This window comes from Roseovarius sp. MBR-51, assembly GCF_053628575.1.
Genome location: NZ_JBRJGQ010000020.1, coordinates 1 through 23,764 on the forward strand (window position 1 = coordinate 1; position 23,764 = coordinate 23,764).

A 23,764-nucleotide genomic window follows, 5' to 3' on the forward strand; every position below is an offset into this window, starting at 1 on the left:
CCAAAACCCACCTGACAGCGCACGTGTTGTAACATTTTCGGCCATTCGGCCTGAATGAAATCAGTTGCTTATCGGTTTTGCTGTTGAACTTGGGCCATTAGCTTAGTTGTAATGTGAACCAATCCGCAGGTCGAGCCCGACGCCCTGATAATCTCCGACATGACCGTCCTCCTTTGTGGATCATCGTAGACCCACCTTGGCACATTGATGCCGTCGGGGGGCGGTCACATCATCAGAGCCGGATACCCCCTCCATTCTCGTGCTTCGAACATTAGCATATTGCGATGCCAGTGCGGGGTGAGGTAGCCACACCATCAACAAAGCCTTCGGGGCGAGCAACGCTTGATTCGCGCGCAGCTTTGGGCCAACCTGACCACAAACGGCAGGCCAATTGGGGAGTGTCGGCTTCGATTTATTTGTTAACTGACAGGCAATCGAATGACGACTCGCAAGTGACAAATGAGAGGAGTGCCGCGTGAACAAGAAATGTTATCTTCACATCGGGATTGGAAAAACCGGTAGCACCACAATACAATCGGTTCTAGCGAAAAACAGAAAATACCTGAAAGATAGCGGGTACCTTTTTCCTAAAACGCCTGATCGCGGACATGCCAAGTTTGCGCAAATAGGTTGGTCTGATGAAGAAATGATTCTTCGCCCCTACTACAGAAAACAGTCTGAATATAAGACGCCTGGTCAATTGCGCGAAGGATTCATGTCTGATTTTAGAGAAGAGGTGCGCTCAGACAATTCCCCCAATGTCATTATTTCTAACGAAACACTACACCTGCTGCCAGAAGATAATTTTGATTGGCTTCTAAATTTTCTAAGGGAATTATTTTCGGAAGTTGTGGTAATAATTTTTGTTCGCAGACAGGACGAATTCCTAGTGAGCTATTACAAGCAGGGGTTGATCAGTGGGTTAAGAAAGACGGTCGATGATTATATCAATGATATAATAGAAGGGCAAAACCAATCCATCTTCACGCCGAAACTAGACTATGCCGAACTACTAGAGACTTTGTCAGGCAAGAGCGGCATAACCTCACTGCATCCGATTCTTTATCATAAAAAGAATTTTATTGAGAAGGGGTTATTACAACAATTCTTGGAGGCTTGTGATCTTCAGGACGCAGGTGACTTGGGGGTTAATCATACTACCGCTAACAAATCTCTAGACGCTGTTTGCGCGGAATTTTTGCGACGACACAATAGCAGACGACCCGGTGAAATACCTCCGAGCGCGCTGGTTGAATATCTGAAGACGCAATCCGCTGGCCCCGATATTCAATTATCTTCATCCCTAAAACAGCGCATCTCGGATAAGTATGAGGCTAGTAATCGGCGTCTCGCAAAAAAATATCTCGGTAGCAGCGGCCAACTTCTCATGAATACCGTCGCCAGCCCGACACCAAAGATGCAGTTGGATGATATGGAAAACAGTCTCGAGCGGCTCGGATATCGTGTAGAAGAATGGCTAAAATTAAATAAAGTGTCGGTAATCCCTCCTGACCTACAAGATCAGGAACTGGGCGGCCTATAACAAATAGCTCAGGCGCCGCGGCTCTCTGAGGGGCTTTGTCAGGTTGTTCTGCCGCGACGTGACCAAGACCTGGGTTTCGTTCAGGCAACCATTTCTGCCGCATAATCATTCCACAGGCTGAACGCGTCGGCCCGAGATTGGCGGTAGGGTGCTGCAGAAAGGCGATGGCGCTTTGGACGGACGAAGGTTGTGGTCTGATCGTGGACGGATAGAAAGCATTGCGCTTGGCGAGAGGATTTGAAACGCCCCATGATCTTTTCTCTTCGTCGAGTGTGTCGATGCGTAACCGCCCGATTTCGACCGCCTGCCATGGCTCGTGATCATATCTTATACGACGTCATTACTGACGTGGATAACGACGTCGTATCTGAGGGGTTCGAGCATGCGGCACGAGGTGATCATTGGTGTCGAACGGCGGCGGTTTTGGCCTGACGAGCAAAAGCTGTCGATCTTGTCGGAGGTTGGTGTTGGCGGCGCGACCGTGGCCGATGTTGCGCGGCGGCACGACATCACGCGGCAGCATATCTACCAATGTCGGCGGCAGCTTCGGGGCCGGGGGCTTTGGCCTGACTCCGCAGGCACGACGTTTCTGGCATTCGACGGGCCGGAAGCTATGCCAAGCGAGGCGCCGCTGGCACCGTCCGGCACGGTTGAGATCGTTCTGGCGAACGGGCGGGTGCTTCGCAGCACGGGCGGGATTTGCGACGAGGACCTGGCGCGCCTGATCCGAGTGGTCGAGGCTACATGATCGGGCCGGGAACGGGCGTCCGGGTCTATGTAGCCTGCGGTGTGACGGACATGCGCAAAGGGATTGCGGGTTTGTCGGCGATTGCGCAGGACGTTCTGCGGCAACGGCCGTCGAACGGCGCCGTCTTCGCGTTCCGCGGGCGCCGTGGCGATCTCGTTTCATAATGCACCTCCTTCTTCAGAATCCCGGTAGGGTCATGGATTTATCTTTAACCTTATCAAGAGCTTGCCTTGGTCGGCGTGCGGCGATTTCCTGCAAGCCTATCCGCACTGCCTCGCTCTCCAGCGCATCGACTGGTATTTTCCATGGTGCAGAATACATGATCTGGGTCGCAGGCAGAGTTCCGGAACGGATCAGCTTGTGAACCGACGTTACGCAGACGCCAAGGCGTTTCGCGGCGGCATCAACACTGATGGTCTTCGGGATCTCGGCATTCGGATCGTAGGGCGGGATTGCGAGCCTGTCGCGGAGCGCCGCGACCCGAACAGTCGTCCACGTTTCGCCGTCTTCGGTGCGGCAACGCATCCGATTGAGAGTGACAGCCAACTCTCGGTCAGGCCAGTGTCCGCCAAGTTTGCGTAAAACATCGGCGGGGGCGAGCTGCTGGCCGGGTGGGAAGCGGCCGGTCTTTCGCCGGGCCAACCTGACCTCGGTGTGGCGGCCACCGATCCAGTGTAGCAGCAAGACAAATTCATTCTTCTTCGCGTCGATGTCGATCACAACACCAAGCGACCCCTTGGCGCTCTGGGCTATCACCCTCCGGCTCCTGAAACTATCGTTCCGATGGAGCGAAAGCCGGTCATTCTCCAGCATACAAACTGGACTTTCCGGATAGGACCGACCATGGCGATAGAGCCGCAAGAACCCGTCGTGGTGCATTTCGCTTACGAGGATCACCGGATTTGTCCAGCAGTTCATTCACACGTGTAGACAAGCTCTTGTCCTCGATGGGATATGGTGCCCGCAAAGACATCGCGCGGCTGGCGCGGGCTGGTGGCATTGTCTTCGATCAGGCTGAGATCCTGGACGCCTCCGTTCGAATCCCTGTCAGCGCGGACCTGCCCCGCCGCATGACGGTCGCGGGCAAGCCGCTTGATCCGCCTGCTGGCCTGGTCGTCATGATGAACAAACCCCTGGGCGTGACCTGCTCGCACAAGGAGGCAGGCGAACTTGTCTATGACAGGCTGCCTGCTCGCTGGCGACGCCGCAAGCCCGCCATTTCAACCATTGGGCGTTTGGACAAACAGACCACCGGCCTTTTGCTTCTGACCGACGACGGTGACCTTCTGCATCGTATCTGCAGCCCCAGAAGCCGGCTCAGAAAAACCTACCGCGCCACGCTTGCCCGTCCACTCGACGGCACGGAAACCGCACTGTTTGCGTCTGGCGGACTCACGCTCAGAGGCGATGACAAACCTCTGGCACCGGCGGTGTTGGAGATCATCTCGGAAACCGAAGCCCTGATCACCGTGACGGAAGGCCGATACCACCAGGTTCGCCGCATGTTCGCCGCCACCGGCAATTTCGTCGAAGCTCTGCGACGTGAACGCTTGGGCGATCTCTGCCTGCACGACACGCTGGCTCCCGGTCGATGGAAGCTCCTGAGCAAGGAAGAGGTCGCCCTCGTTTTTCGATGACCGAGGGGATCGGCTCAGATCACTCCCAGCATCCGCATGGCTTTTGCAACCCGCACGAAACCGGCGATGTTCGCGCCCAGAACGTAGTCACCGGGAGCGCCATATTCATCGGCAGTTTCGGCGCATCTGTCGTGGATGCTCTTCATGATCTGAGCCAACCGCTGTTCGGTCTGCTCAAAGCTCCAGCGGTCACGGCTGGCGTTCTGCTGCATTTCGAGCGCCGACGTCGCAACGCCCCCCGCGTTCGCCGCCTTGCCGGGCCCAAACAGGATGCCGGCCTCGCGCAAGATGCGGATCGCTTCGGGGGTGCAGGGCATGTTCGCGCCTTCGCCAACAGCCAGAACGCCGTTCTTGACCAGTGATTGCGCGTCCTTGCCTGTCAGTTCGTTCTGGGTGGCTGAGGGCATTGCCACGTCACAGGGTAGATCCCAGACAGAACCCTTTCCGACAGGAATAAAACGGGCTCCGTTCCCACGTAACCGGGCATACTCCGAAATGCGCTCTCGGCGCACGGATTTGACCTCCTGAAGCAGGGCAAGATCTATCCCGCCTTCGTCTATGATGTAACCGCTTGAATCCGAACAGGCGATGACCCTGCCACCAAAGGACTGCACCTTTTCGATGGTATGGATGGCAACATTGCCAGCGCCCGACACCACGACCCGCTTGCCGTCGAAGTCGGTCTGGCGCGTTTCAAGCATTGCCTTGGTAAAATACGTGTTGCCGAAGCCAGTTGCCTCGGTCCTGGCTCGCGATCCACCGTAGGCGATGTCCTTGCCGGTAAACACGCCGGATTCATAACGGTTTGTCAGGCGCTTGTATTGCCCGAACATGTATCCGATTTCACGTCCTCCAACGCCGATATCGCCGGCCGGCACATCCGTCTGCTCGCCCAGATGGCGGTGCAGTTCGGTCATGAGAGATTGGCAGAAGCGCATGATCTCGCCATCGGATTTGTTCTTGGGGTCGAAATCCGTTCCGCCTTTTCCGCCACCGATCGGCAGGCCGGTCAGGGCGTTCTTGAAGGTCTGCTCGAAGCCGAGAAACTTGATGATCCCCAGATTGACGGACGGGTGGAAGCGCATCCCTCCCTTGTAGGGACCGAGGGACGAGTTGAACTGGACGCGAAATCCTCGATTGATCTGGACATTCCCTTGGTCATCAACCCAAGGGATGCGAAAGATAATCTGGCGCTCGGGTTCGCAGATCCGCTCGATGAGCGCTTTTTCGAGATAATCAGGGTGCTTTGCCACGACGCGCCCGAGGCTTTCCATCACTTCGTGCACCGCCTGGTGAAATTCCGGCTCGCCCGCGTTTCGCCGCGCCACTTCGGCAAGGATCGGTTGTAGCTTTTCGTCGATATTCTTCATGTGTCTCGTCGCATTAAGGGGAGTGTTGGTTGGATGCTAAAAATGTGTGCATCAGCATCACGAGCGCCCATTTTCCAATCAGCTATTTGATCCTCGACTGGTGTGCAAACCGTTATCCCGAAGGAGAAGTCGAAGGGGATGCTGTGAGGGTAAGCTGCGCTGCGTTTGTTCCAAGGCCGACGCCAATCGGTTTCGGGTGCAGCACTGGCGATGCCCCAGACATTTGCCTTGCGGCGACCGGTCTCGCATCAGGTCGCAGGCTTTTGCAGCCCCGCCGTTTCCTGGTCAGGCCGGACGAATGAACATGCGGTCATCCTCATGCGCGGCAGCGTCGTCTGAGCGGATGGCGCGGTAGCAATGCCACGTCGCATGTCCCAGCAACGGGAACACCAGGATCAGCCCCAGTCCGGCCGTGAGTAGGCATAGGACAAACAGCACCACCACGATGGCACCCCAGGCGATCATCACCCCGAGGTTGTTCCAGACCATCGCCATGCTGATCCCGAGCGCGGAGAGCGCGTCGGTCCGTTCCGTCAGCAGCATCGGAAAGGCGAAGACGCTGATGGCGAAGGAGAAGGCGGCGAAGAGCGCACCGACGGCAGAGCCGACCAGCAATAGGGCCCAGCCAGTAGGAGTCAGGAGAAGCATCGGAACGATCTCCTCGGTGCCGGGAAAGGCCACCATGCCGAAGAAGAGCGCATAGATGAGGACCGCCGCGCGCATCCACAGCAGGAAGAGCCCCAGAAGCATGACCCCCATGAAGACACCGGCACGGCCGGACCGAAGCCGGACGAAGAGCATCGGCGCGAGGCCGACCGGTTCGCCCGCTTCCAGTCGCCGGCTTTTCTCGTAAAGCCCGCCGGCGATCAGCGGCCCGACCACCATGAAACCCGCGAGCGCCGGGAACAGGGCATAGTCGAATTCCAGGTGGAACAGGAACCACACCACGACGACCGAGACGAGGAAAACGCCGAGGCCGTAGACCAGACTCGAAAGCGGGTGGGTCCAGAGATCGCGCCACCCGGCCCGCAGCCATGTGAAGGCGGTTCGCCACGGCAGGTCGCGGGCATGCGGGCTGGGGCGGGGAAGGGGTGGAACCACCTTCGGGATCATGCCCCCTGCCTGCGGATTGTCGGGCGGCGGAGGGGCGTTGTTCTGGCTCAGCATGATGGTCTCGCCGGGCGATAGGTACCGGCGCCTCCCTTGGCGGTTTCAACGCAGCTCGGTTGCGACGACAGCGAGACCGAGACGAGATGGATGTTGGCGCCCACGAAGATGGCCACGACCAGAAACGCGGCGGAGATCGCCAGAACTCGGGGCCGCTCAATGGTCATTCCGGGCCTCCATCGGCCAGCGAGGTGATGTAAATGGCAAGCATCTTGCGCTGCACCTCAGTCAGGCGGTTTTCCCATGCGGGCATCCAGCCCTGTCGGCCGCCATAGATCGTCTCGAACAGCGCCTGATCGGTGCCACCATAGATCCAGTGAGTGTCCGTGAGATTCGGGGCACCAAGGTCCTGCATGCCCGTGCCATCCGCGCCGTGGCAGCTGGAACAATTGTCGGCGAAGAGCGCGGCGCCTACCTCCAGCCGCTCGGGCGAGGCGCCGCTGTCGAGGCCCGCCAGCGACTGCACGTAGTCCGCTACGATGCGGATCTGGTCCCGGTCGAGCATGCCATCACGGCCGAACGCCAGCATCTCGGCATAGCGCGTGTCGGGATGAGGTGCATTGATGCCGACACGCAGGGTTTCGAGGATCGTCGCGTCATCGCCGCCCCACAGCCAGGCGTCATCGACCAGAGAGGGATAACCGGGGCCACCTTCGGCGCGGCTTCCGTGGCAGGCCGCGCAATTGTCACCGAAGAGTGCGGGTGCTGTCCGGTCGACATGGGTCATTAGCAGGGTGTCGTCACGGATCTTGTCCAACGGGAGCGCAGCGATTTGATCCGCCCAGATGCCACGGGTGGCATCCGCGGCGGCCACGCGCTCTTCCACCTGTGCCTGCTGATCAAGACCCAGAAGCCCGCGGGTATAGGTATTCACCAGAGGCCAGGCCGGCATGAGCACCCAGTAGACCAGCGCCCAGATATGCGTGACGATGATGAAGAACCACACCGCCGGCGGCACGCGTGTGTTCAGCTCGGTGATGCCGTTCCATTCGTGGCCCGTCGTCTGGTGGCCGGTCAGTGGGTCGCGTTCCTTTACCGACATGGCCCGTCCTCGTCATCCAGGATGCTGTTGGCGGCCTTGTCGAAGCGTTTGCCCAGCGACGGCCAGTAGGCGTAGACGGTGATCCCCACGGACAGGGCGATTAGGTAGAACAGCCCGAAGGACTTGGCGATCACCGAGGTCAGGTCATGGGTAAGATCCATCCTGTCACTCCTCCCCGAGTGGCTGATTTGCGAAGGCGGCGTCGGTGAGCCCACCGAGGATCTGGAGGTAGGCCACCAGCGCATCCATTTCCGTGACGCGGTCCCGCTGTCCATCGAAGTGGCGGATGTTGGTCGCTTCGCCATAGCGCGCAGTCGCGCCGTCGGCCGCGTCGGTGTCGGGCCGCGCCTGGCCGCGCGCGTCGGCATCAGCATTGGCGATCTGTTCATCGCTGTAGGGCACGCCCACCGCCCGCAGGGCCGCAAGGCGATCCGGCAGGCTGGCGGTTTCGAGCGTCTCGTCCAGCAGGAAAGCATATTGCGGCATGACCGATTCCGGCACCACGGCGCGCGGATCGACCAGGTGGCGCACGTGCCAGTCATCGGAATACTTGTTGCCCAAGCGGGCAAGGTCCGGCCCGGTCCGCTTGGACCCCCAGAGCATCGGGTGATCATATTGCGATTCCACCGCCAGCGAATAGGGACCGTAGCGATCCACCTCGTCCTGCAGGGTCCGGATCATCTGGGAGTGGCAGGCATAGCAGCCCTCGCGAATATAGATGTCGCGCCCGGCTTGTTCCAGCGGCGTGTAGAGCCGCATGTCCGGTGCAGCCTCGACGGTTTCGTCGATGGTGAAGAGCGGCGCGATCTCGACGAACCCACCCACACCGGCAGCGACGATGATGCCGAGGGTCAGCGCCATCGAATGCCGCTCGGTGCGGTAGTGGGTCCGGGCGTGGAACTCGAACAGGCGGGCGAAGGGGGAGAGGATCTTGCGAAACATCGTGTCACTCCGCTGCCGGAACGGCAGGTTCTGCCGCTTCGGACGAGGTCGGGTAGTCGCGTTCCGGCTGTTTTTCGGGGGCGTGCCGGATCGTCATGTAGACGTTGTAGGCCGCCAGGATCGCCCCGGTCAGGAACAGGGCCCCGCCGCAGGCCCGTGCGACGTAATAGGGATGCATGGCCACCAGCGTGTCCGTGAAGGAATAGGCCAGTGTGCCACTGTCGGTGTAGGTGCGCCACATCAGCCCTTGGATGATGCCGCTGTTCCACATCGCGAAGACGTAGATCACCGTGCCCGCCAACGCGAGCCAGAAGTGCCATTCCACCAGCTTCCACGAGTACATCGTCTCGCGCTTCCACAGCAGCGGAACGACAGAGTAGATCGAGCCGAAGGTGATCAGCGCCACCCAGCCCATCGCGCCCGCATGGACGTGGCCCACGGTCCAGTCGGTATAATGCGACAGCGAATTGACCGCGCGCACCGCCATGAACGAGCCCTCGAAGGTCGACAGCCCATAGAACACCGCAGCCACCATCATGAAGCGCAGCGTGGCATCGTCGCGGACCTTGTGCCAGGCGCCGTTCAGCGTCATCAGCGCGTTGCCGGCGCTGGCCCAGGAGGGCACCAGCAGCATGACCGAAAAGGTCATGCCCAGCGTCTGCACCCATTGCGGCAGGGCGGTGTAATGCAAATGATGCGAGCCGGCCCAGATGTAGAAGAAGACGATGCCCCAGAACGACAGGATCGACAGGCGGTAGGAATAGATCGGCCGCTCCGCCCGCTTGGGCAGGAAGTAATAGAGCATGCCGAGGAACCCGGCGGTCAGGAAGAAGGCGACCGCGTTATGGCCATACCACCATTGCGTCATCGCGTCCTGGACTCCCGCGAATGCCGAGTAGCTCTTTGCTCCTGTCAGGCTGGCGGGCACGGCGAGGTTGTTGACGATATGAAGGATCGCCACGACCAGGATGAAGGCGAGGTAATACCAATTGGCGACGTAGATATGCGGCTCGTTCCGGCGGGCAAGCGTACGGATGTAGAGCACGAAGTAGACCACCCAGACGATCACCAACCAGATGTCGGCATACCACTCCGGCTCGGCGTATTCTTTGGACTGGGTGACACCCATCAGGTAGCCTGACGCGGCGATAATACAGAAGAGGTTGAAGCCCAGCAGCACGAACCACGGTGAGACATGCCCGGCCAGCCGTGCCCGGCTGGTGCGTTGCATGACGTGGTAGGAGGTGGCGATGAGAGCATTGCCACCAAAACCGAAGATCACTCCTGATGTGTGAACGGGGCGGATACGACCGAAGCTCGACCACGCCGCGTCGAAGCGCAGGTCGGGCCAAGCAAGCTGCGCCGCGACCCAGACCCCCATGCCCATACCGACCACGGCCCAAAACAGTGCGATCACGAGCCCGGCCTTGGTCGGATCATCATAGTAGTTGTTCGTGCGATCCTCGGCCGGCTCGGGCTCGCCAATCGCACGCAGGACGCAGCAGGTCATGATAGCGGCTGCAATCAGCACGATTGCGCCGTGGCTACCCATCGGATCGCCCCGACCCGCTGCGGCCATCACCAGCCCGACAATCGCCATGAAGACACAAATCATCAATGCGATCTGGCGTTCGGCACCTGTCAACCGCTCCATCATTTGGCAACCTCCCGGTCGGTTCTATGTCTTGGTGGCAGCGGACGGTCCTCCGTCTGGAGGATCCGGCGGGCGTCGCCTGCCGGATCGTCAAATTGGTCGTGTCTCATCGCCCAGAAGAACGCGCCGAGTCCGACAGCGCCCATCGCCAGCGTCACGGGGATGAGAAGCAGTAGGATGGTCATGCTGCACCCTCGCCCGGGGCTTGTGCTCGCCCGGCGATGCCGCGAAGCGCCGCCGCCTCGGTACAAAGGTCGAGCAGCCGGCGCGCGGCTGGCACGATCTCGACGATTTCCCCCAAACCGGTACCGGCGTAATGCGGCATCTGCTCCAGCGCGCCCGTCGTCGTGCGCAGCGGTGAATCCGTGCTCTGGCGTAGGCGTGGAATGTCGTCGTCATGGGCGATGACCTCGCGGGGGATCGCGTCGGGATCGTGGCCCATCAGATCCGTGCCGAAGCCGTCGGTAACGCTGTTGCGCAGGACGCGCACGGCCGACCCCTTGGGCCAGTTCAACACGAAACCATCGGTCAAGACCGTGTCCTGCGGCCCTGCATCAACGATGCGCCGCTTGTGACAGTCATGGGCGAAGGATTCCTGCGTGGCGAGGAAGGCAGTGCCGCATTGCACGCCCTGCGCCCCCATCGCCAACGCCTCGGCCAGCGCCAGCCCGGTGCAGATGCCGCCCGAGGCGACAACCGGCAGGGCCGTGGTTTCCAGCACGGCCGGGAGCAGTTCGAATGTCGGGGTGCGCCCGTGCACGTGACCTCCCGCATCCTGCCCTTGTGCGATCAACACATCCACACCGGCGGCTTCGGCCTCCCGTGCCGCGCGCAGCGTGCCCACCTGGTGCAGCAGAAGACCGCCTGCGGTCTTCACCCGGGAAACGGCCTCGGGCACGACGTCCCAAAAGAACGAAAAGACCGCCACCTCCATCGCAAGGCAAGTTTCGATCTGCTGCTGCAGCAAGTCGGGCTCCGTGGCTGCCGGGATGAGGTTGACGGCGAAGGGGTGGTCCGACAGCCGGCGGTAGGCTTCGATTTCCGAGATGATGAGTGATGGCGCCTCGCGCACCATCCCCAGTGTCGGGAAACCGCCGGCATTGGCGACCGCGGCGGCCAGTTCGGAACGCGCGACGCCTCCCATACCGGCTAGGACGACGGGATAATCACATCCCAGAAGATCGCACAGGGGGGTGCGAAGGGACCCCAGATCGGCATTCATGTGGTATCCCCCGTGAGACGCTGTTCCAGATAGTCCCGCAGCACCACCGCATGATTGTGCTCCCGGTCCTTTGCGGCGAAGAGAAGAGTGACGGGACCGGCGCGGCACCATGCGAGGCAGCGGTCAACGGTGTCCGTGTTGCCAGCCAGTTCGTGCAGGTAGCGGTTGCGGAATTCGCCCCATTTGTCCGGGTCATGGTTGAACCATTTCCTGAGTTCGGTGGTCGGCGCGATGTCCTTGAGCCAGTCATCGTGTCCGAGATCGGCCTTCGAGATTCCTCGCGGCCAGATCCGATCCACCAGCAGCCTCGCACGGTCCGTGTCCGACGCCTTGTCGAAAGCTCGGGCGATGTCGATGTCGGATTGCTTGGCCATGCGAGGATCAAACAAGCTTTGGGATGCCGGTGCCTTTGGCATCCTCGATGGCGAAGTTCAGCGACCGGGCGATGCGTTCGGCCCGCTCGATGACATGGGCTGCGCCAGCGGGTGTGCAGATCTCCATCGCGGTCTCACGAAAGAGTGTGAGCCACCGCTCGAAATGGCTCCAGTCAATCGGCAAGCCGACGTGCTTGGGCACCGGGGCGCCATGATAACGGCCTGTCATCAGGGCAACGGAGGACCAGAAGGATGTCATCCGATCCAGATGAGGTGGCCAGTCATCGATGCGCGCCGCGAAGATCGGGCCAAGAACAGGATCCTTGCGGATCTTGCCATAGAAGGCATGGACCAGCTCGCGCAGCACCTCATCATCGAGCCCGGTCCTTGCCTCGAGAGCGGCTGTGATCGACGGTCGCGCGGAGAGGCTGCGCGATGAGGAGGTCTGGATAGATGACATCGGTGCGGCACCTTGTTCGCAGTTGTATTGACGGGGCATGCCCCTCAAGTGATATTATAGATACCCATTGAAGTCGAGCGCAATCGGGTGAAGCCGCGCAGAGGCGGACTGGCGGAGATCGGCGCGGGATCAGGGAACGGGAGATGGTGCGATGAGCGAAGTATCCAAGACCGACAGTGGGTTCGTTGTAGAAGCAGCAGCCATCGCGCGAGCTTTCAAGATCACGCAAGATCAGGTCCGGGAGGAGATGAGGAACGGTCTCATCAGCAGCCGCTCCGAGAGCGGGTCGGGCGAAGACGAAGGACGTTGGCGCATAACCTTCTATCGCGCCGAACGCGCGTTCCGCCTGGTTGTCGACGAAGAGGGAGAGGTGCTGTCGCGGGGAAGCTTTCCCGTCACTCCGCGAGCGCGGTCAGTGCGCCGGGATTGACACCCCTCGGGCGGCAAGCAACGATCAATCTATGGTCAGGTATCAGATCAAGTTTCGGTTTCTTCTGCTGAACCGCCCTTAGCCCCGGGCGGTTCGTGGGCGTCTATGCGCAGCGATCTCCCGGGGACATCTCGAGAAAAGTACTGAGATTGTCGGAGGTAACTCCAGGGGGAAAAATGGTCATACCTGACGTTACAGGATCAACGATACCGCGACACGGAAAGCCCGAAGCGGGTGGCGGGGATGACAAGTGCCGCCTGACGAAGGCCGATCGTCTGAGAATCGAGAGATTTCTGAGCTTCGCCGGAAACAGCAGCGTCGCCTACTCCCAGCTCATGCTGGATATTCTACACCAGAAACTGCGGGTGGCCGTTGCCATAGAGGGCGCGGCGCCGTCCGATATTGCCACATTTGGCTCCTATATTTCCTGCGTGGTGGACGAAAAAGATATCGAATGCGGGGTTCTCAGTTTCGGCCTTGTGACGCGTGCCGGAGAAATCCCGATTCACTCTCTTTTGGGGGCCACGCTCATCGGAATGTCGGCCGGGCAAAGCACTATTCTGCTGTCCGAAGACGGCACCACCCGGTCATTGGTGGTAACCCAAGTGGAAGTGCCTTTCGCCGTGTAGTGACGGGTTGCAACCAATGCCGGCACTGGAGCATCCGACCTGGGGACTATTGGCATCAACTGCTTGCTTGGAGGCGGTTCAGCCTCACTGGTCTTCATTTTCCGTCTCACGGAAAAGTATCAAAGGATCAGCCCGGCGGGTGGTGGCGGCATCTGCTGCTCCGAGGACCCGGCAAAGTTTGACTTGGCGTCGAAATCTTCATAGCGTAGCCTGATGGTTGTGTTCTCATGCATAATCAGAGGCCGATCGTTTCCGGGATCTCTGCTGAACCGCTCCCTGCCCCGGGCAGGGGGCCGCATGCGCTGACCTCCACGCTCGGGGATCTTCTTCACCAACAACTTTGGATTCTTGAGGCTTGCGTCGAGCAGGCCGAGGAGAAGATATGCGAACATCAAATGAAATGGCGACTCTCGCTGGAAGATCAGGCAACGAGGCTGCCGGGGTTGATAGCCGGGCGTTCGGAAGTGTGGAGACCATGCGGCCGATCCAATCGTTCCTCTCCAAGAGGGATTTCTGGTACCTGCAAAAGTTGCGGAGGGAATGCGCAGCTATCGAAGGCGGTGTCTTTCCTCTGCTCTCCCACCTGATCCGCGCAAAGCTTCAGGATGCACATATTCTGAATCCCACAGAAGAGGCAGGGAGCGTCGCCACACTGGGCTCACGTGTGACCTATTCTATCAGGGGGACGGCGCCACAATCTCGAACACTCTTTGACTATGGTTTTGCACATGATCAGGGAGGTATCCCGATCAAGACATTCCTGGGGGTCACCTTGCTCGGAATGAAAGTGGGACAGACAGTGCCGCTCCTTAACGCAAGTGGGACGACCGAGCCGCTCGAGCTTGTTGCGATACCGTGGCAAGTCGAGGCGAAAACGTAGTTGAATTGCACAGGACGACGGATCGCGAGAACCTTTGCAACTTGGCCGCCGACCTATACCAGGTCGGCGGTTCGATCCTTTTCCAGAGCAAGGGCGCAAGCACCTGAGCTGCGAAGTGCAGGAGGTATCATGACAATCAAGACGCGCAGAATGTTCGCTGTGGCCTTGACCGCCATTGGTGTCTCCTTGTTGCCCGGCATCTTGAGTGCGGAGATTCATGGGCGTGGTCCCGATGCATGGCGGGTGACCGAGGCTGAGATCGAGGCCCTGCGGCCACGGTGGTACCTGGTGCGTTCGGCGGACATGAGCAAGACCGGCTGGGTGGCACAACGCTACCTGATTGCCGGAGGCTACGAGCCGGTAGAGACACCAGCCATCAATACGGACGAGGTGCCGGGTGATGCAATGATCCGCGAGTCACAGGAGCTTGTCCGCGCCCTATACGATAGCGTGCGCCTGGCAAGGATGGGTGGGCCGGACCCGCTCGATCCGGCCCGGCGCGCCGTTGCGCATCTTTCGCGTCGAACATGACGGCTGGACATTCCCGTAAGTGGCGCGAGACCTATGGAGAGGATTATGAACACCAAACTTCTTTCGGTCCTTGTGACCGGTCTGATGATGGTTTCCCAGACGGCGACAGCCCAGATCGAGACGGTCCCGGTCGGCACGGTAACCGCCACCATCGGCGAGGCGGCCTACGATGGTGAAACCCTCGACGTTCCTTCCGAAGGAACCTCAACCGCGGAATGGCGCACCTTCGGTCCGGTGTCCTCCCTGAGCATCCAGGCACATGACCCGGATGCTGAGAGCATCATGCAGGGCATCCTGACGATCGAGATATCCCTTATGGGCACAGACGCCTCGGGCGCGATGATGGATGCCTCTGTGTCGTGGTGGCCAGAGGGGATGAATGCCCCATTCTACATGAACGAGGAGATCGGGGAGGACCTGAGTATTTCAATCTACACCCTCTCCCTCGAAGAAGAGGGTTCGACGATCAAAGGCAGCTTTTCTGCGCATTTGTGCCGCAAGGACAGCTTCTTTGCCGAAGCGGACACTGACGACTGCCTTCCGGTCGAGGGGCATTTTGACACGGCCCTGATGAGGGCGGAGTAAGTACGTCTCCGGCCGGCCGGCTCACGCCATTCGGCGTGGTTTAAACATTGGGGGTATCCACAAATCGTGTTGGTAGGCTTTGCGAACAAAGCGCTAATTCGCTGCAGTTACTCGAACGACCGCTTCACGGTGAATCTAAATTCGTTCGGCAAAGCGCCTGATGCGTTGCACCAGGCGCCTCTTGTTCCTGTCACATCGCGTTACTTGATGGCGAGGATGTCGAAGTTGTGGACGTTAGCGACCACACCGTCGTCCCACCCGCCAGCGACCAACTCCGCTGCCCGTTCGTTCAGCAGCCCGGCGACTTGACCGGCAAAGTGTGCTTCACGGCCAGCATTGTTGGTGAAGATGTCGAAGATTGCGAAGGATGTTTCGTCAATCTGCAGCGCCGCCCAGAACAATGTGCCAGGTTCGGTTTCTCCGACGATGGGACCAGCTGCGGTCAGCAAGGCTGCCAGTTCCGGCCCTTTGCCGGGTGCTGCTTCGAGCGTGATATACGTGGCTGTCGTCGCCGAGTAGAGATCAACCGGTTCCCTCACCGACAGGACATCGGAATTGTTGATATTCGCGACAACACCATCGTCCCAGCCCCCGGCGACCAGCGCGTCGGCATTTTGGTTCAAAGCCGCGGCCACAGCGCCGGAGAAATGCGCATTGCGCGCTTCTTCATCCACGAAGATATCAAAGATCGCGAGCGTATCGTCGTCTTGTAAGGTAAACCAAAGCACGGTGCCTGGTTCGGTGTCCGCGACAATCGGGGCGGCTCCGGCCAGAAATTCGGCGAATGCTTCGGTCTGGCCTTCAGCGGCGGGCATGGCGATGTAGCTGGCAGTGTGATTTTCCATTGGGGTTTCCTGTGCGGCTGCAGATGTCGTGATCAAGGCCAAAGCGGCGAGTGTCTTGAGAATTTGGGCTTTCATGGTCGCCTCCTGATTGAGAAGTTGTTTTGTTTGGATTCGATGCACCCTTTTCTCATGCCGAATGCCTCAGGCACCAATCCCGAACTTCTATTCTTTGATAGACATGTGCTATGGTGAACCTCATGGCGGAAAGTGACGGAGACTGTGGCAGTGGAGATGAACCAGATCAGGTATTTTTTGGCTGTCTGCCAGCATCGCAACTTCACCCATGCCGCTAGCGCCTCAAATGTTTCCCAACCGTCCTTGACGACCGCGATCAAGAAACTTGAACACGAGCTCGGGGGTGATCTGTTTGTCAGGGACCGCGCGGGATGCAGGTTGACGGCACTCGGAAAACTCATGCAGCCAAGGCTACAGAAAGCGCATGACGAAACGCAGGCAGCTAAGGCAGAAGCCGTCCGCCACACGCGACTAGAGCGGGTTCCTATTTCTGTCGGTGTTGGCGAAACGATTGGTCACAACCGGATTTCAGCCGCCGTGGAACGCTTCCGTACACGATTGCCGCAAGCCGAAATAGAGTTGATCGTGGCGTCTGCCTCCAAGCTTCTGTCCGGATTGCGAGAGGGTGAATTTGACGTCGTTGTCACAGCGGCGACGGTCAGTGAAGACCTCTATCGAATAGACCAGCTCTATGACGAGTCCTACAAAGTTGTGGTGTCCAAGTCGCACCCGTTGTCTGGACGAAACGCTATTTCTCTTTCGACACTCGCTGAAACTGACATGCTCGATCGACCCAATTGCGAAATGCGCGATGCGTTGCATCGGGCATGTGCAGACCAAGGTCACGAACTCTACGCGGCCTATCGGTCAAATCGCGTGGATTGGTTAGTCGAACTCGCGCGGCAGGGATTAGGCGCGGTGATTTTGCCAACCACGGCAATTCCAGCAGATAGGGGCCTCGTTTCGATACTCATCGACGGCCTTGAAATTTCGCGAACTGTTTCTGCTCTTCGTTATCGGCACCAAACGACGAGACCAGAGACAAATGATCTGATCCGTGAGATTGCGCGTGTGTAGGTGTAGTCTCATTGATGGCCGACATTCGCGCATAGTGCAGTAACTGGTACTTTGGGCTCGATGCGGACATCTGCCGGCCGTGCTGACCCGTTACGAGGCTCGTAACACGTCCGTTGGGCCGATCCATGCCCACCGCGCTTCCAGCCACCTGATGTAAAGGTTCAGGTTCTTGGTGGCCGGTCCGCAGAGGGGCTTGATGAATTTGTCGTAGCGGGCGTGAAGCGAGTTCACGTTCTGGATGTGATAGCAGCCCGCCGTGACGCGCGTGCCGGGCTTGGTGCCGACCAAGACGTGTTCGATGCCGCAGTGGCGTAACCCTTAGCGCCGTCCGAGCACAGCACGGCATCCTTCGGCATGAGGGGCACTATCGCACGCTCCAGCGTTGCGCTCTAGCGGTTCAGAAGTCGCTGACGTAGCCGCGCACCGCCCCGATCAGCGACGGTGAGAATGGGTAGCTGCCACTTCGAGAGGCCCCGCAACATCCCAACACGCTTTGCAGACACCCCCCTAAACATTTGAAAAACCAGCCTCCCATACCTGCTGGGACCTGACCACCCGTATAGCAGAGCGAGATAGGCACTAATCCATTGCGGGAGCGAGTACGCTGGCTCTTACTCCCTACAGGTGCTGCCGCCAGCGGATCATCTGGATATTTCCCCTGCCAACACCGCTCTTCCGTGCACCGCCAAAGTTGCTGAAAACCTCTGGCACCCAAACTTGCGGATCACATCGAGTACCCGCGCTTCGTAGGCAGCGTGTCCGATCAAGCGACACAAGTCGGACGCGTGGAACTGGCGGTTCGCAGTTGGTGCGGCTTGCATCTGTCTCAGCAATTCGCGCGGTACTGTCGCAAACTTTCTGGTTCCGCTTTTGCGTGATGGCCGATATGCCGGTGCGCAAAAAAAGCGGGCAGGCAGAATGGCGACAAGCTTCAAAGGGGTGCATTACCCCAAGAGCGTGATCCTTTACGCAGTGTATTTCTATGTCAGATACGCGGTTTCTTACCGAGATCTGGAGGAGATCATGGCAGAGCGTGGTGTCGATGTCGACCATGCAACACTGAACAGGTGGGTGGTGAAATTTTCGACAGACCTCGCGGTCGAGGCACAAAAGCGAAAGCGTCAGACAGTCAACTCGTGGCGGATGGATGAAACCTATGTCCAGGTCAAAGGCCAGTGGGCCTATCTTTATCGCGCCGTTGATCGGGACGGCCGAACCCTTGATTTCATGCTATCTGCAAAGCGGGACAAGGCTGCCGCACGCCGTTTCTTCAAACGTGCGATTTCAACGAATGGCACGCCTGATCGCGTTGCTATCGACAAGAGCGGCGCCAATCTGGCGGGGCTTCAGGCAGTGAACGTGATCCGCAAATTCGCCGGCAACGGGCGGTTGATCCAGATCATGCAGAGCAAATATTTGAACAATATGGTCGAACAGGACCATCGTTTCATCAAGCGGATCACGCGCGCAACACTAGGCTTCAAGGCGTTTCACTCGGCAGCTGCAACGCTGGCTGGGATCGAAACCGCGCACATGATCCGTAAAGGTCAAATCGCCGCGAATGGGAAAACAGGCTTCCAGAAATTCGCTGCCCTCGCAGCATAAGTGTGTCCGCTGACAGACCGTTCTGCACTCCCAGCTAAAGTTTGCGACAGAACCGCGGACGGCGCATTCCCATTCGGCGTGGCGTTCGAGCTGTCTCCGTGCATGACGTCAGTCACCGTTTCGCGTCTTTTCCCAGACACGCGTCCAGACCACACGTTCGGCTGGGCGGACCAGCCCGTCCCGCTCGAGGCGCCGCAGGAGGTGCAGGATTCCGCTGTTGCTCATGCCAAGGGCGTCACGAAGTTCTGCCTGCGTGCGTGGACGCTCAAGCGCGGAAAGAACGTAGCGGCGTCGCTCCTGTGGATCGAAGGACTCTCGGCGCCGCCGGCGCTCCAACGCGGCTCTCTGCATCACGCGGCGTCCTGATGGGCGTCGATATCGTCCTCAACGCTCTTGAGGGCGTCCTCGACGGAAGCGGCATAGTGGACGAGTGGCCGTTTCAGGCCGTGCATCACGAACACACGCTGGATGTCAAGGCTCGCGCCCGTCAGCCAAAGGGCCACGCCACGCTTGTGTGCCTTGTGTGCAAGGCCTTCGATCATGTTGGCCCCGGTCGAGTCGAGGAACGGCACAGCCGAGAAGTCGACGATCAGCGCCTTATGGCTGTCCTGAATGCGGTCGAGCACCGATCCGATCGAGGCCGTTGCACCGAAGAAGAGCGCGCCGGTGATACGGTAGACCACGACCTCAGGGTTGGCTGCGGCCTCCTCATCATAGGCCTCGCGCGGGTGAGTGCTGTCCGCCTCGTCACGCCCGACGAAGGCGGTGTTTGCAGCAACCCCGGTTGTCTGGCTCATGCGGTGGATGAACAGGACCGAGCCGAGTGCGAAACCGATGACAATGGCCTCGGTCAGATCGCGGAAGATGGTCAGGAAGAAGGTCGCGCCAAGCACTGTCGCCTCGCCCCGGCCCGAGCGCACCAGGATCGCGATGGCGGGTTTCTCGATCATGTTCCAGGCAACGACGGCCAGAACACCCGCCAATGCCGCCAGCGGGATATAGGCGGCAAGGGGCGCGGCAACGAGCATGAAGAGCAGGATGAACACCGCATGCAGCATCCCTGCGACCGGCCCATGCGCGCCCGCCCGCACGTTGGTTGCCGTCCGCGCAATCGTGCCCGTGACGCAGAAGCCGCCGAAGAGGGAAGACCCGATATTCGCCGCCCCCTGCGCGACAAGCTCGCAGTTCGAGCGGTGGCGCCGCCCTGTCATGCCGTCGGCCACGACCGCCGACAAAAGCGACTCGATGGCGCCGAGCAGGGTGAAGGAGATCGCCGCCGGAAGCACCGCCAAGATCTTCTCCAGCGAGAGTTCCGGCAGGCGCGGGGCAGGAAGTGAGGATGGGATCCCACCGAACTTGGTGCCGATGGTCTGAACCGGCAGCCCCAGAAGCGCGACGACTGCCGCCGCGACCGCGACCGCGATCAGCATGCCCGGCCAATGGGGACGCCACCGGCGCAGGCCGAGGATGATACCGACCGTCGTGGCAGACAGCAGAACGGCCGCGGGCGTGATACTGTCCCGGGCCGCCCACAGTACGGGCAGTTTTTCAAGGAGCTCACCGGGCTCATGATCGAGCGTCAGGCCGAAGAGCTCCTTGATCTGGCTGGCGAAGATGATCACCGCAATCCCGGCTGTGAACCCGACGGTCACAGGGAAGGGGATGAACTTGATGAAGGTGCCAAGCCGCAGGAACCCGACTGCAGTCAGCATCAAGCCCGACAGGAAGGTCGCGAGGATCAGCCCGTCCATTCCGTGCAGTGCGACGGTACTGGCCACCAGCACGATGAAGGCACCAGCTGGGCCACCGATCTGGAAGCGCGAACCGCCCAGAAGCGAGACAAGGAAGCCGCCAACGATCGCGGTGTAGAGCCCCTGTGCCGGGGTCGCCCCCGAGGCAATAGCGATCGCCATCGAGAGGGGCAGTGCGACGATGGCAACGGTCAGACCGGCAATGGCATCCGCCCGCAACTGGGGCAGTCCATAGCCCTCACGCAGGACGGTGACGAGTTTCGGAGTGAAGAGTTCGACGAAGCTGGGTGCCGTTCTCTGTCTGGTGGTCTGGTCTTTCATCTTCGGCCGCACCTTTTAGGGTAGCGGCGGGATCGTCGGCTTTTTGTCGGCGGTCGCCGTCGCGTGTTGAGTTTTTCAATGTCTGGGTGGAGGCACCTTGAGGCGCACACCGCGTCCGCCCGCCGTGCTGACGGAGCCTTCTCCAATGAGTTCTGCCCCGGCAAGCTCAAGCGCTGCGATGACCTTGGTCAGGCTGTCGACCACGCCGCGCACATTGCCGGTGCTTGCCTCCATGCGCTGGATCGTCGGCACAGAAAGCCCTGCCAGCTCGGCCAGGGTCTTCTGGTCGATACCGAGTAAAGCACGTGCAGCGCGCATCTGGGGGCCAGTGATCATGAGGTATCCTGTGAATGGGATAATGCCGATCTAAACTATTATATTTGATATTTCAAGTATCAATGTAGGTGCCTTGGATATGTATCAGTGCATTGCCCTCACCGATGTGGCAACCCACATCGGGGATTTCGTCTCACAAGGATTTCAGTAACGCCATCAGGTCTTTGTCCACCTTCCACGAGCGCCCTGATCTCTGTTGGCCGACTTCGCAGAGTGCAACGGCGTTGGCCTTCATCGTCAGGTCGATCTCGGCATAAATGTTGGTCGTGCTGATCGACACATACCCAAGCCATGCGCGGATGGTGTTGATGTCCACCCTGGCAAGGACAAGATGGCAGACGGTCGTATGTCGGATCACATCTGGCGTGATCGTGCGGCCGGCGAGCGCAGGAACATGCGCAGCGCAGCGCTCGATCAGGCGATAGACGCCGAACCGCGTGAACCCTGCCCCAAGCCTGCTGACAAAGACAGGTGTATCCCCTTCGCGATCCCGGATTTCGTGCGCAAGAGCCCGCTCGGTTTCTGGCCATAACGGGCACTGGCGGATCTTGCCGCCCTTTCCATGAAGGGTCGCAAGATCATGGCCACCCCTTCGGGCGGCAAGCGACAGATCCTGCACCTTCAGCTCTGCTGCCTCGGACAGGCGCCCGACAGTCTTTCCCTCCAAAACGAGGGCATGAAGACGTCACGCAATTTCTTGTCGATGATCAAACTGGCGTCGGTCAGGCTGTGGATCGAATTTTATGAGCCCGCTGCCTAAAACTGTATTGCTAGCCTTATGCGGTTTCGACGGGATTTCTCCCGACGGCGCGCAGCAGCACCGCAGCTACCAAATCACCGGTGACATTGACTGCTGTACGGCACATGTCGAGCAGTCGGTCGACGCCGAGAATGATCACCATACCCTCGACCGGGATGCCCATGTTCGTCGCTACGTTGACCAGGATCGCGATGCTGACGCCCGGCGTGCCGGGCGCGCCGATGCTGGACGCCACCAGCGTCCCGACGACGACGGAAATCTGGACGGCGGTCAGGTCCACCCCGGCAAGCTGTGCGAGGAACAGGATGGCGACGGCCTGATAGAGCGCGGTGCCGGCCATGTTCATCGTCGCCCCGAGCGGCACGACCAGGTTGGCGATGTTTTCCGGCACGCCAAGCTTGCGCGCCGTCTGGATTGTCACCGGCATCACCGCTGAGGAACTGGAGGTCGAGAAGGCCAACAACAGGTTGCTGCCCGCCGCCTTCACTAAGCGCACCGGCGTGACCTGCGCAAAGAGCAGCGCGATCAGGAAATAGAGGCTCAGCAGGGCGGCCAGCCCCAGCAGAACGCTGCCGACATATCCAGAAATGCCGAGCATCGTCTCGAACCCCATGCGCATCACCAGCTGTGCCATCAGCCCGAAGACCGCGAAAGGCGCCAGAAACATCGCCCATTTGACGATGTTCATCGAGATCGATAGCACCGCATCCATCAAGGCCAGGAACGGCGCGGCGCGCTTGTCCTGAACCTGGGTTACCGAAATGCCGACCAGCAGCGCAAGCACGACGACGGCCAGCATGTCCCCCTGCACGATCGACGCGGTGGGGTTGGTCGGCAGGATATTGACGATCATGTCCGGCAGGGCGGCTGGCGCCTCCTGATCCGGCACGTCCGGTATCGCGCCGTTCAGATCCACTAGGGCCGGATCGGCAGGCCCCGCCGAAAAACCGGCAAGCCCCTCGCCGGGCTTGAGCCACTGAGCCAGCATCACGCCGATGGTCGCCGCGACAGTCGTCGTCGAAAGGATGAAGGCCGCCAGCCGCAACCCGACCGAGCGCAACTCCTCGCCCGATCCGGCACCCGAGAGTCCCCCCACGATAGACGAGAAGATCAGCGGGATCAGCACCATGGCGATCAACGCCAGAAATATCTTGCCGGGCAGCGCCAGCCAGATCCCGATCACTTCCGCGGTGTCCGGCTGTACCAGTCCCGTTGCCTCGCTCAGGAGCAGACCGAGCCCAAACCCCAGGATCATCCCAGCCATCACCTGTGCCCAAAGCCTGGAGGTGATCCAGCCCCGCAACTTGAAGCGCTGCTTGGCGATCTGCATCGGGGGGTCTTGTGTGCGCTGCGTCATGGCACGCGCATAGCACGGCCTGATGTGAAGGTTAACTCTCTGGCGGATAATGACGAAAACACACGAAACTCCGCCCGTGTTTCAAGCCATCCAGGTTTGGGCTAAAGGAGAGACCATGCAAAGCGCGCTCCACCTTCTGGTCATTGTCGCGGCCGCGGGTTTTCTCAGCCGCCATCGTCGGGCGCTGTGACGCTATCGTCACTCAGAACCTGAAGGACTTCCCGCCCGAGAGACTCGCGCCGTTCGGCATCGAGACTCAGCACCCCGATGACTTCTTCCGGGATCAGCTTTCTCTCACGCCTGGCCTGGTTTGTTCAGCGCTGCGCAAAGTTCGCGCGCGCCTCAAAAACCCGCGCAAGAGCGTTGACGAGTATTTGTCGATCCTGACACAGCAAGGGCTGGTCGCAACTGTTGCTGACCTAGAGCAGTTTGCCGATCTGCTCTGATTGGCCTAGCTGGCCCGAAGCTGCATATTTGGGCTTT

30 protein-coding genes and 2 pseudogenes are annotated in these 23,764 nt (G+C 59.9%); 12 read left to right on the forward strand and 20 right to left on the reverse strand.

What is annotated here, in order from left to right:
• Positions 1 to 475 precede the first annotated feature (475 nt).
• A complete protein-coding gene (locus ACSSVY_RS19995; RefSeq protein WP_454271599.1) occupies positions 476 to 1,543 on the forward strand; it encodes a hypothetical protein in 1,068 nt (355 codons plus the stop codon).
• Positions 1,544 to 1,623: 80 nt separating this feature from the next.
• Here the strand turns inward: ACSSVY_RS19995 and ACSSVY_RS20000 are convergent.
• Positions 1,624 to 1,824: pseudogene (locus ACSSVY_RS20000) on the reverse strand (IS6 family transposase); the annotation flags it as partial.
• A 101-nt stretch (positions 1,825 to 1,925) separates the two neighbouring features.
• Between ACSSVY_RS20000 and ACSSVY_RS20005 the strand changes: the two are divergent.
• Positions 1,926 to 2,291, forward strand: coding sequence for a transposase (locus ACSSVY_RS20005; protein WP_454271601.1), 366 nt, complete (start codon positions 1,926 to 1,928; stop codon positions 2,289 to 2,291).
• Positions 2,288 to 2,455: an IS66 family insertion sequence element accessory protein TnpB gene (tnpB, locus tag ACSSVY_RS20010; protein ID WP_454271602.1), complete on the forward strand. Its 168-nt coding sequence runs from the start codon at positions 2,288 to 2,290 to the stop codon at positions 2,453 to 2,455. Before ACSSVY_RS20005 ends, tnpB begins: the two co-directional genes overlap by 4 nt.
• 13 nt (positions 2,456 to 2,468) lie before the next feature.
• Here tnpB and ACSSVY_RS20015 read toward each other — a convergent pair whose 3' ends face one another.
• Complete coding sequence (locus ACSSVY_RS20015; RefSeq protein WP_454271604.1) at positions 2,469 to 3,047, reverse strand: helix-turn-helix domain-containing protein; 579 nt, start codon at positions 3,045 to 3,047, stop codon at positions 2,469 to 2,471.
• 146 nt (positions 3,048 to 3,193) lie between these two features.
• Between ACSSVY_RS20015 and ACSSVY_RS20020 the strand changes: the two genes are divergently transcribed.
• Positions 3,194 to 3,928: a pseudouridine synthase gene (locus ACSSVY_RS20020; RefSeq protein ID WP_454271605.1), complete on the forward strand. Its 735-nt coding sequence runs from the start codon at positions 3,194 to 3,196 to the stop codon at positions 3,926 to 3,928.
• A 14-nt stretch (positions 3,929 to 3,942) separates the two neighbouring features.
• Here ACSSVY_RS20020 and gdhA read toward each other — a convergent pair whose 3' ends face one another.
• The 11 genes from gdhA to ACSSVY_RS20075 form a co-directional block, all read right to left on the reverse strand.
• Positions 3,943 to 5,298, reverse strand: coding sequence for an NADP-specific glutamate dehydrogenase (gene gdhA, locus ACSSVY_RS20025; protein ID WP_150282293.1), 1,356 nt, complete (start codon positions 5,296 to 5,298; stop codon positions 3,943 to 3,945).
• Between the two features lie 285 nt (positions 5,299 to 5,583).
• Entirely contained in the window at positions 5,584 to 6,465 is an 882-nt protein-coding gene (locus ACSSVY_RS20030) for a DUF2189 domain-containing protein (RefSeq protein ID WP_324782847.1), read from the reverse strand.
• Positions 6,459 to 6,632 (reverse strand): hypothetical protein, encoded by a 174-nt coding sequence (locus ACSSVY_RS20035; RefSeq protein WP_204353393.1) that lies wholly within the window; start codon positions 6,630 to 6,632, stop codon positions 6,459 to 6,461. The genes ACSSVY_RS20030 and ACSSVY_RS20035 overlap by 7 nt, the downstream gene beginning before the upstream one ends.
• On the reverse strand, positions 6,629 to 7,507 hold the full coding sequence (ccoP, locus tag ACSSVY_RS20040) for a cytochrome-c oxidase, cbb3-type subunit III (RefSeq protein ID WP_324782848.1): 879 nt from the start codon (positions 7,505 to 7,507) through the stop codon (positions 6,629 to 6,631). Before ccoP ends, ACSSVY_RS20035 begins: the two co-directional genes overlap by 4 nt.
• Positions 7,498 to 7,668 (reverse strand): cbb3-type cytochrome c oxidase subunit 3, encoded by a 171-nt coding sequence (locus tag ACSSVY_RS20045; RefSeq protein WP_069086739.1) that lies wholly within the window; start codon positions 7,666 to 7,668, stop codon positions 7,498 to 7,500. Before ACSSVY_RS20045 ends, ccoP begins: the two co-directional genes overlap by 10 nt.
• A gap of 4 nt (positions 7,669 to 7,672) precedes the next feature.
• Positions 7,673 to 8,449, reverse strand: a complete 777-nt coding sequence (ccoO, locus tag ACSSVY_RS20050) for a cytochrome-c oxidase, cbb3-type subunit II (protein ID WP_324782849.1) — start codon at positions 8,447 to 8,449, stop codon at positions 7,673 to 7,675.
• A gap of 4 nt (positions 8,450 to 8,453) precedes the next feature.
• Positions 8,454 to 10,106 (reverse strand): cytochrome-c oxidase, cbb3-type subunit I, encoded by a 1,653-nt coding sequence (ccoN, locus tag ACSSVY_RS20055; protein ID WP_454271609.1) that lies wholly within the window; start codon positions 10,104 to 10,106, stop codon positions 8,454 to 8,456.
• Complete coding sequence (gene ccoS, locus ACSSVY_RS20060; protein ID WP_065330539.1) at positions 10,103 to 10,288, reverse strand: cbb3-type cytochrome oxidase assembly protein CcoS; 186 nt, start codon at positions 10,286 to 10,288, stop codon at positions 10,103 to 10,105. The genes ccoN and ccoS overlap by 4 nt, the downstream gene beginning before the upstream one ends.
• The gene (locus ACSSVY_RS20065; protein WP_454271611.1) at positions 10,285 to 11,325 is read right to left on the reverse strand and encodes an NAD(P)H-dependent flavin oxidoreductase; all 1,041 of its coding nucleotides are present in this window, start codon (positions 11,323 to 11,325) and stop codon (positions 10,285 to 10,287) included. Before ACSSVY_RS20065 ends, ccoS begins: the two co-directional genes overlap by 4 nt.
• Positions 11,322 to 11,699 (reverse strand): DUF488 domain-containing protein, encoded by a 378-nt coding sequence (locus ACSSVY_RS20070; protein ID WP_324782853.1) that lies wholly within the window; start codon positions 11,697 to 11,699, stop codon positions 11,322 to 11,324. Before ACSSVY_RS20070 ends, ACSSVY_RS20065 begins: the two co-directional genes overlap by 4 nt.
• Positions 11,700 to 11,706: 7 nt before the next feature.
• A complete protein-coding gene (locus tag ACSSVY_RS20075; RefSeq protein WP_324782854.1) occupies positions 11,707 to 12,159 on the reverse strand; it encodes a group III truncated hemoglobin in 453 nt (150 codons plus the stop codon).
• Positions 12,160 to 12,310: 151 nt separating this feature from the next.
• Here ACSSVY_RS20075 and ACSSVY_RS20080 point away from each other — a divergent pair, with 151 nt between their 5' ends.
• The 5 genes from ACSSVY_RS20080 (at position 12,311) to ACSSVY_RS20100 (ending at position 15,214) form a co-directional block, all read left to right on the forward strand.
• Complete coding sequence (locus ACSSVY_RS20080) at positions 12,311 to 12,589, forward strand: DUF6522 family protein (protein ID WP_206896067.1); 279 nt, start codon at positions 12,311 to 12,313, stop codon at positions 12,587 to 12,589.
• 176 nt (positions 12,590 to 12,765) lie between these two features.
• Positions 12,766 to 13,218, forward strand: coding sequence for a hypothetical protein (locus tag ACSSVY_RS20085; RefSeq protein ID WP_454271614.1), 453 nt, complete (start codon positions 12,766 to 12,768; stop codon positions 13,216 to 13,218).
• Positions 13,219 to 13,600: 382 nt separating this feature from the next.
• Positions 13,601 to 14,098 carry a hypothetical protein gene (locus tag ACSSVY_RS20090; protein ID WP_454271615.1) on the forward strand — a complete coding sequence of 166 codons (498 nt, stop codon included), beginning with the start codon at positions 13,601 to 13,603 and terminating at the stop codon, positions 14,096 to 14,098.
• A gap of 129 nt (positions 14,099 to 14,227) precedes the next feature.
• Positions 14,228 to 14,629, forward strand: a complete 402-nt coding sequence (locus ACSSVY_RS20095) for a hypothetical protein (RefSeq protein WP_454271617.1) — start codon at positions 14,228 to 14,230, stop codon at positions 14,627 to 14,629.
• A gap of 45 nt (positions 14,630 to 14,674) precedes the next feature.
• Positions 14,675 to 15,214, forward strand: coding sequence for a hypothetical protein (locus tag ACSSVY_RS20100; protein ID WP_207013828.1), 540 nt, complete (start codon positions 14,675 to 14,677; stop codon positions 15,212 to 15,214).
• Between the two features lie 200 nt (positions 15,215 to 15,414).
• On the opposite strand, the gene ACSSVY_RS20105 is transcribed toward ACSSVY_RS20100, so the two are convergent.
• The gene (locus ACSSVY_RS20105; protein WP_454271619.1) at positions 15,415 to 16,134 is read right to left on the reverse strand and encodes a putative quinol monooxygenase; all 720 of its coding nucleotides are present in this window, start codon (positions 16,132 to 16,134) and stop codon (positions 15,415 to 15,417) included.
• A gap of 132 nt (positions 16,135 to 16,266) precedes the next feature.
• On the opposite strand from ACSSVY_RS20105, the gene ACSSVY_RS20110 reads away from it, so the two are divergent.
• The gene (locus tag ACSSVY_RS20110) at positions 16,267 to 17,151 is read left to right on the forward strand and encodes a LysR family transcriptional regulator (RefSeq protein ID WP_454271620.1); all 885 of its coding nucleotides are present in this window, start codon (positions 16,267 to 16,269) and stop codon (positions 17,149 to 17,151) included.
• Between the two features lie 641 nt (positions 17,152 to 17,792).
• Here ACSSVY_RS20110 and ACSSVY_RS20115 read toward each other — a convergent pair.
• Positions 17,793 to 17,990 (reverse strand): annotated as a pseudogene (locus ACSSVY_RS20115) (hypothetical protein); the annotation flags it as partial.
• 79 nt (positions 17,991 to 18,069) lie between these two features.
• Between ACSSVY_RS20115 and ACSSVY_RS20120 the strand changes: the two are divergent.
• Positions 18,070 to 18,756 (forward strand): IS6 family transposase, encoded by a 687-nt coding sequence (locus ACSSVY_RS20120; RefSeq protein ID WP_454271621.1) that lies wholly within the window; start codon positions 18,070 to 18,072, stop codon positions 18,754 to 18,756.
• A gap of 108 nt (positions 18,757 to 18,864) precedes the next feature.
• Here the strand turns inward: ACSSVY_RS20120 and ACSSVY_RS20125 are convergent, their stop codons facing one another.
• The 5 genes from ACSSVY_RS20125 to ACSSVY_RS20145 all read right to left on the reverse strand — a co-directional run bounded on the left by ACSSVY_RS20125 (position 18,865) and on the right by ACSSVY_RS20145 (position 23,254).
• The gene (locus ACSSVY_RS20125) at positions 18,865 to 19,107 is read right to left on the reverse strand and encodes a winged helix-turn-helix transcriptional regulator (protein WP_047998190.1); all 243 of its coding nucleotides are present in this window, start codon (positions 19,105 to 19,107) and stop codon (positions 18,865 to 18,867) included.
• Positions 19,107 to 20,828 (reverse strand): SulP family inorganic anion transporter, encoded by a 1,722-nt coding sequence (locus ACSSVY_RS20130; RefSeq protein WP_454271622.1) that lies wholly within the window; start codon positions 20,826 to 20,828, stop codon positions 19,107 to 19,109. Before ACSSVY_RS20130 ends, ACSSVY_RS20125 begins: the two co-directional genes overlap by 1 nt.
• Positions 20,829 to 20,903: 75 nt before the next feature.
• A complete protein-coding gene (locus ACSSVY_RS20135; protein ID WP_047998188.1) occupies positions 20,904 to 21,164 on the reverse strand; it encodes a helix-turn-helix domain-containing protein in 261 nt (86 codons plus the stop codon).
• 133 nt (positions 21,165 to 21,297) lie between these two features.
• Entirely contained in the window at positions 21,298 to 21,831 is a 534-nt protein-coding gene (locus ACSSVY_RS20140; protein WP_454271624.1) for a tyrosine-type recombinase/integrase, read from the reverse strand.
• A gap of 109 nt (positions 21,832 to 21,940) precedes the next feature.
• A complete protein-coding gene (locus tag ACSSVY_RS20145) occupies positions 21,941 to 23,254 on the reverse strand; it encodes a dicarboxylate/amino acid:cation symporter (protein ID WP_073038198.1) in 1,314 nt (437 codons plus the stop codon).
• Between the two features lie 170 nt (positions 23,255 to 23,424).
• Between ACSSVY_RS20145 and ACSSVY_RS20150 the strand changes: the two genes are divergently transcribed.
• Positions 23,425 to 23,727: a hypothetical protein gene (locus ACSSVY_RS20150; protein ID WP_229709631.1), complete on the forward strand. Its 303-nt coding sequence runs from the start codon at positions 23,425 to 23,427 to the stop codon at positions 23,725 to 23,727.
• Positions 23,728 to 23,764 lie beyond the last annotated feature (37 nt).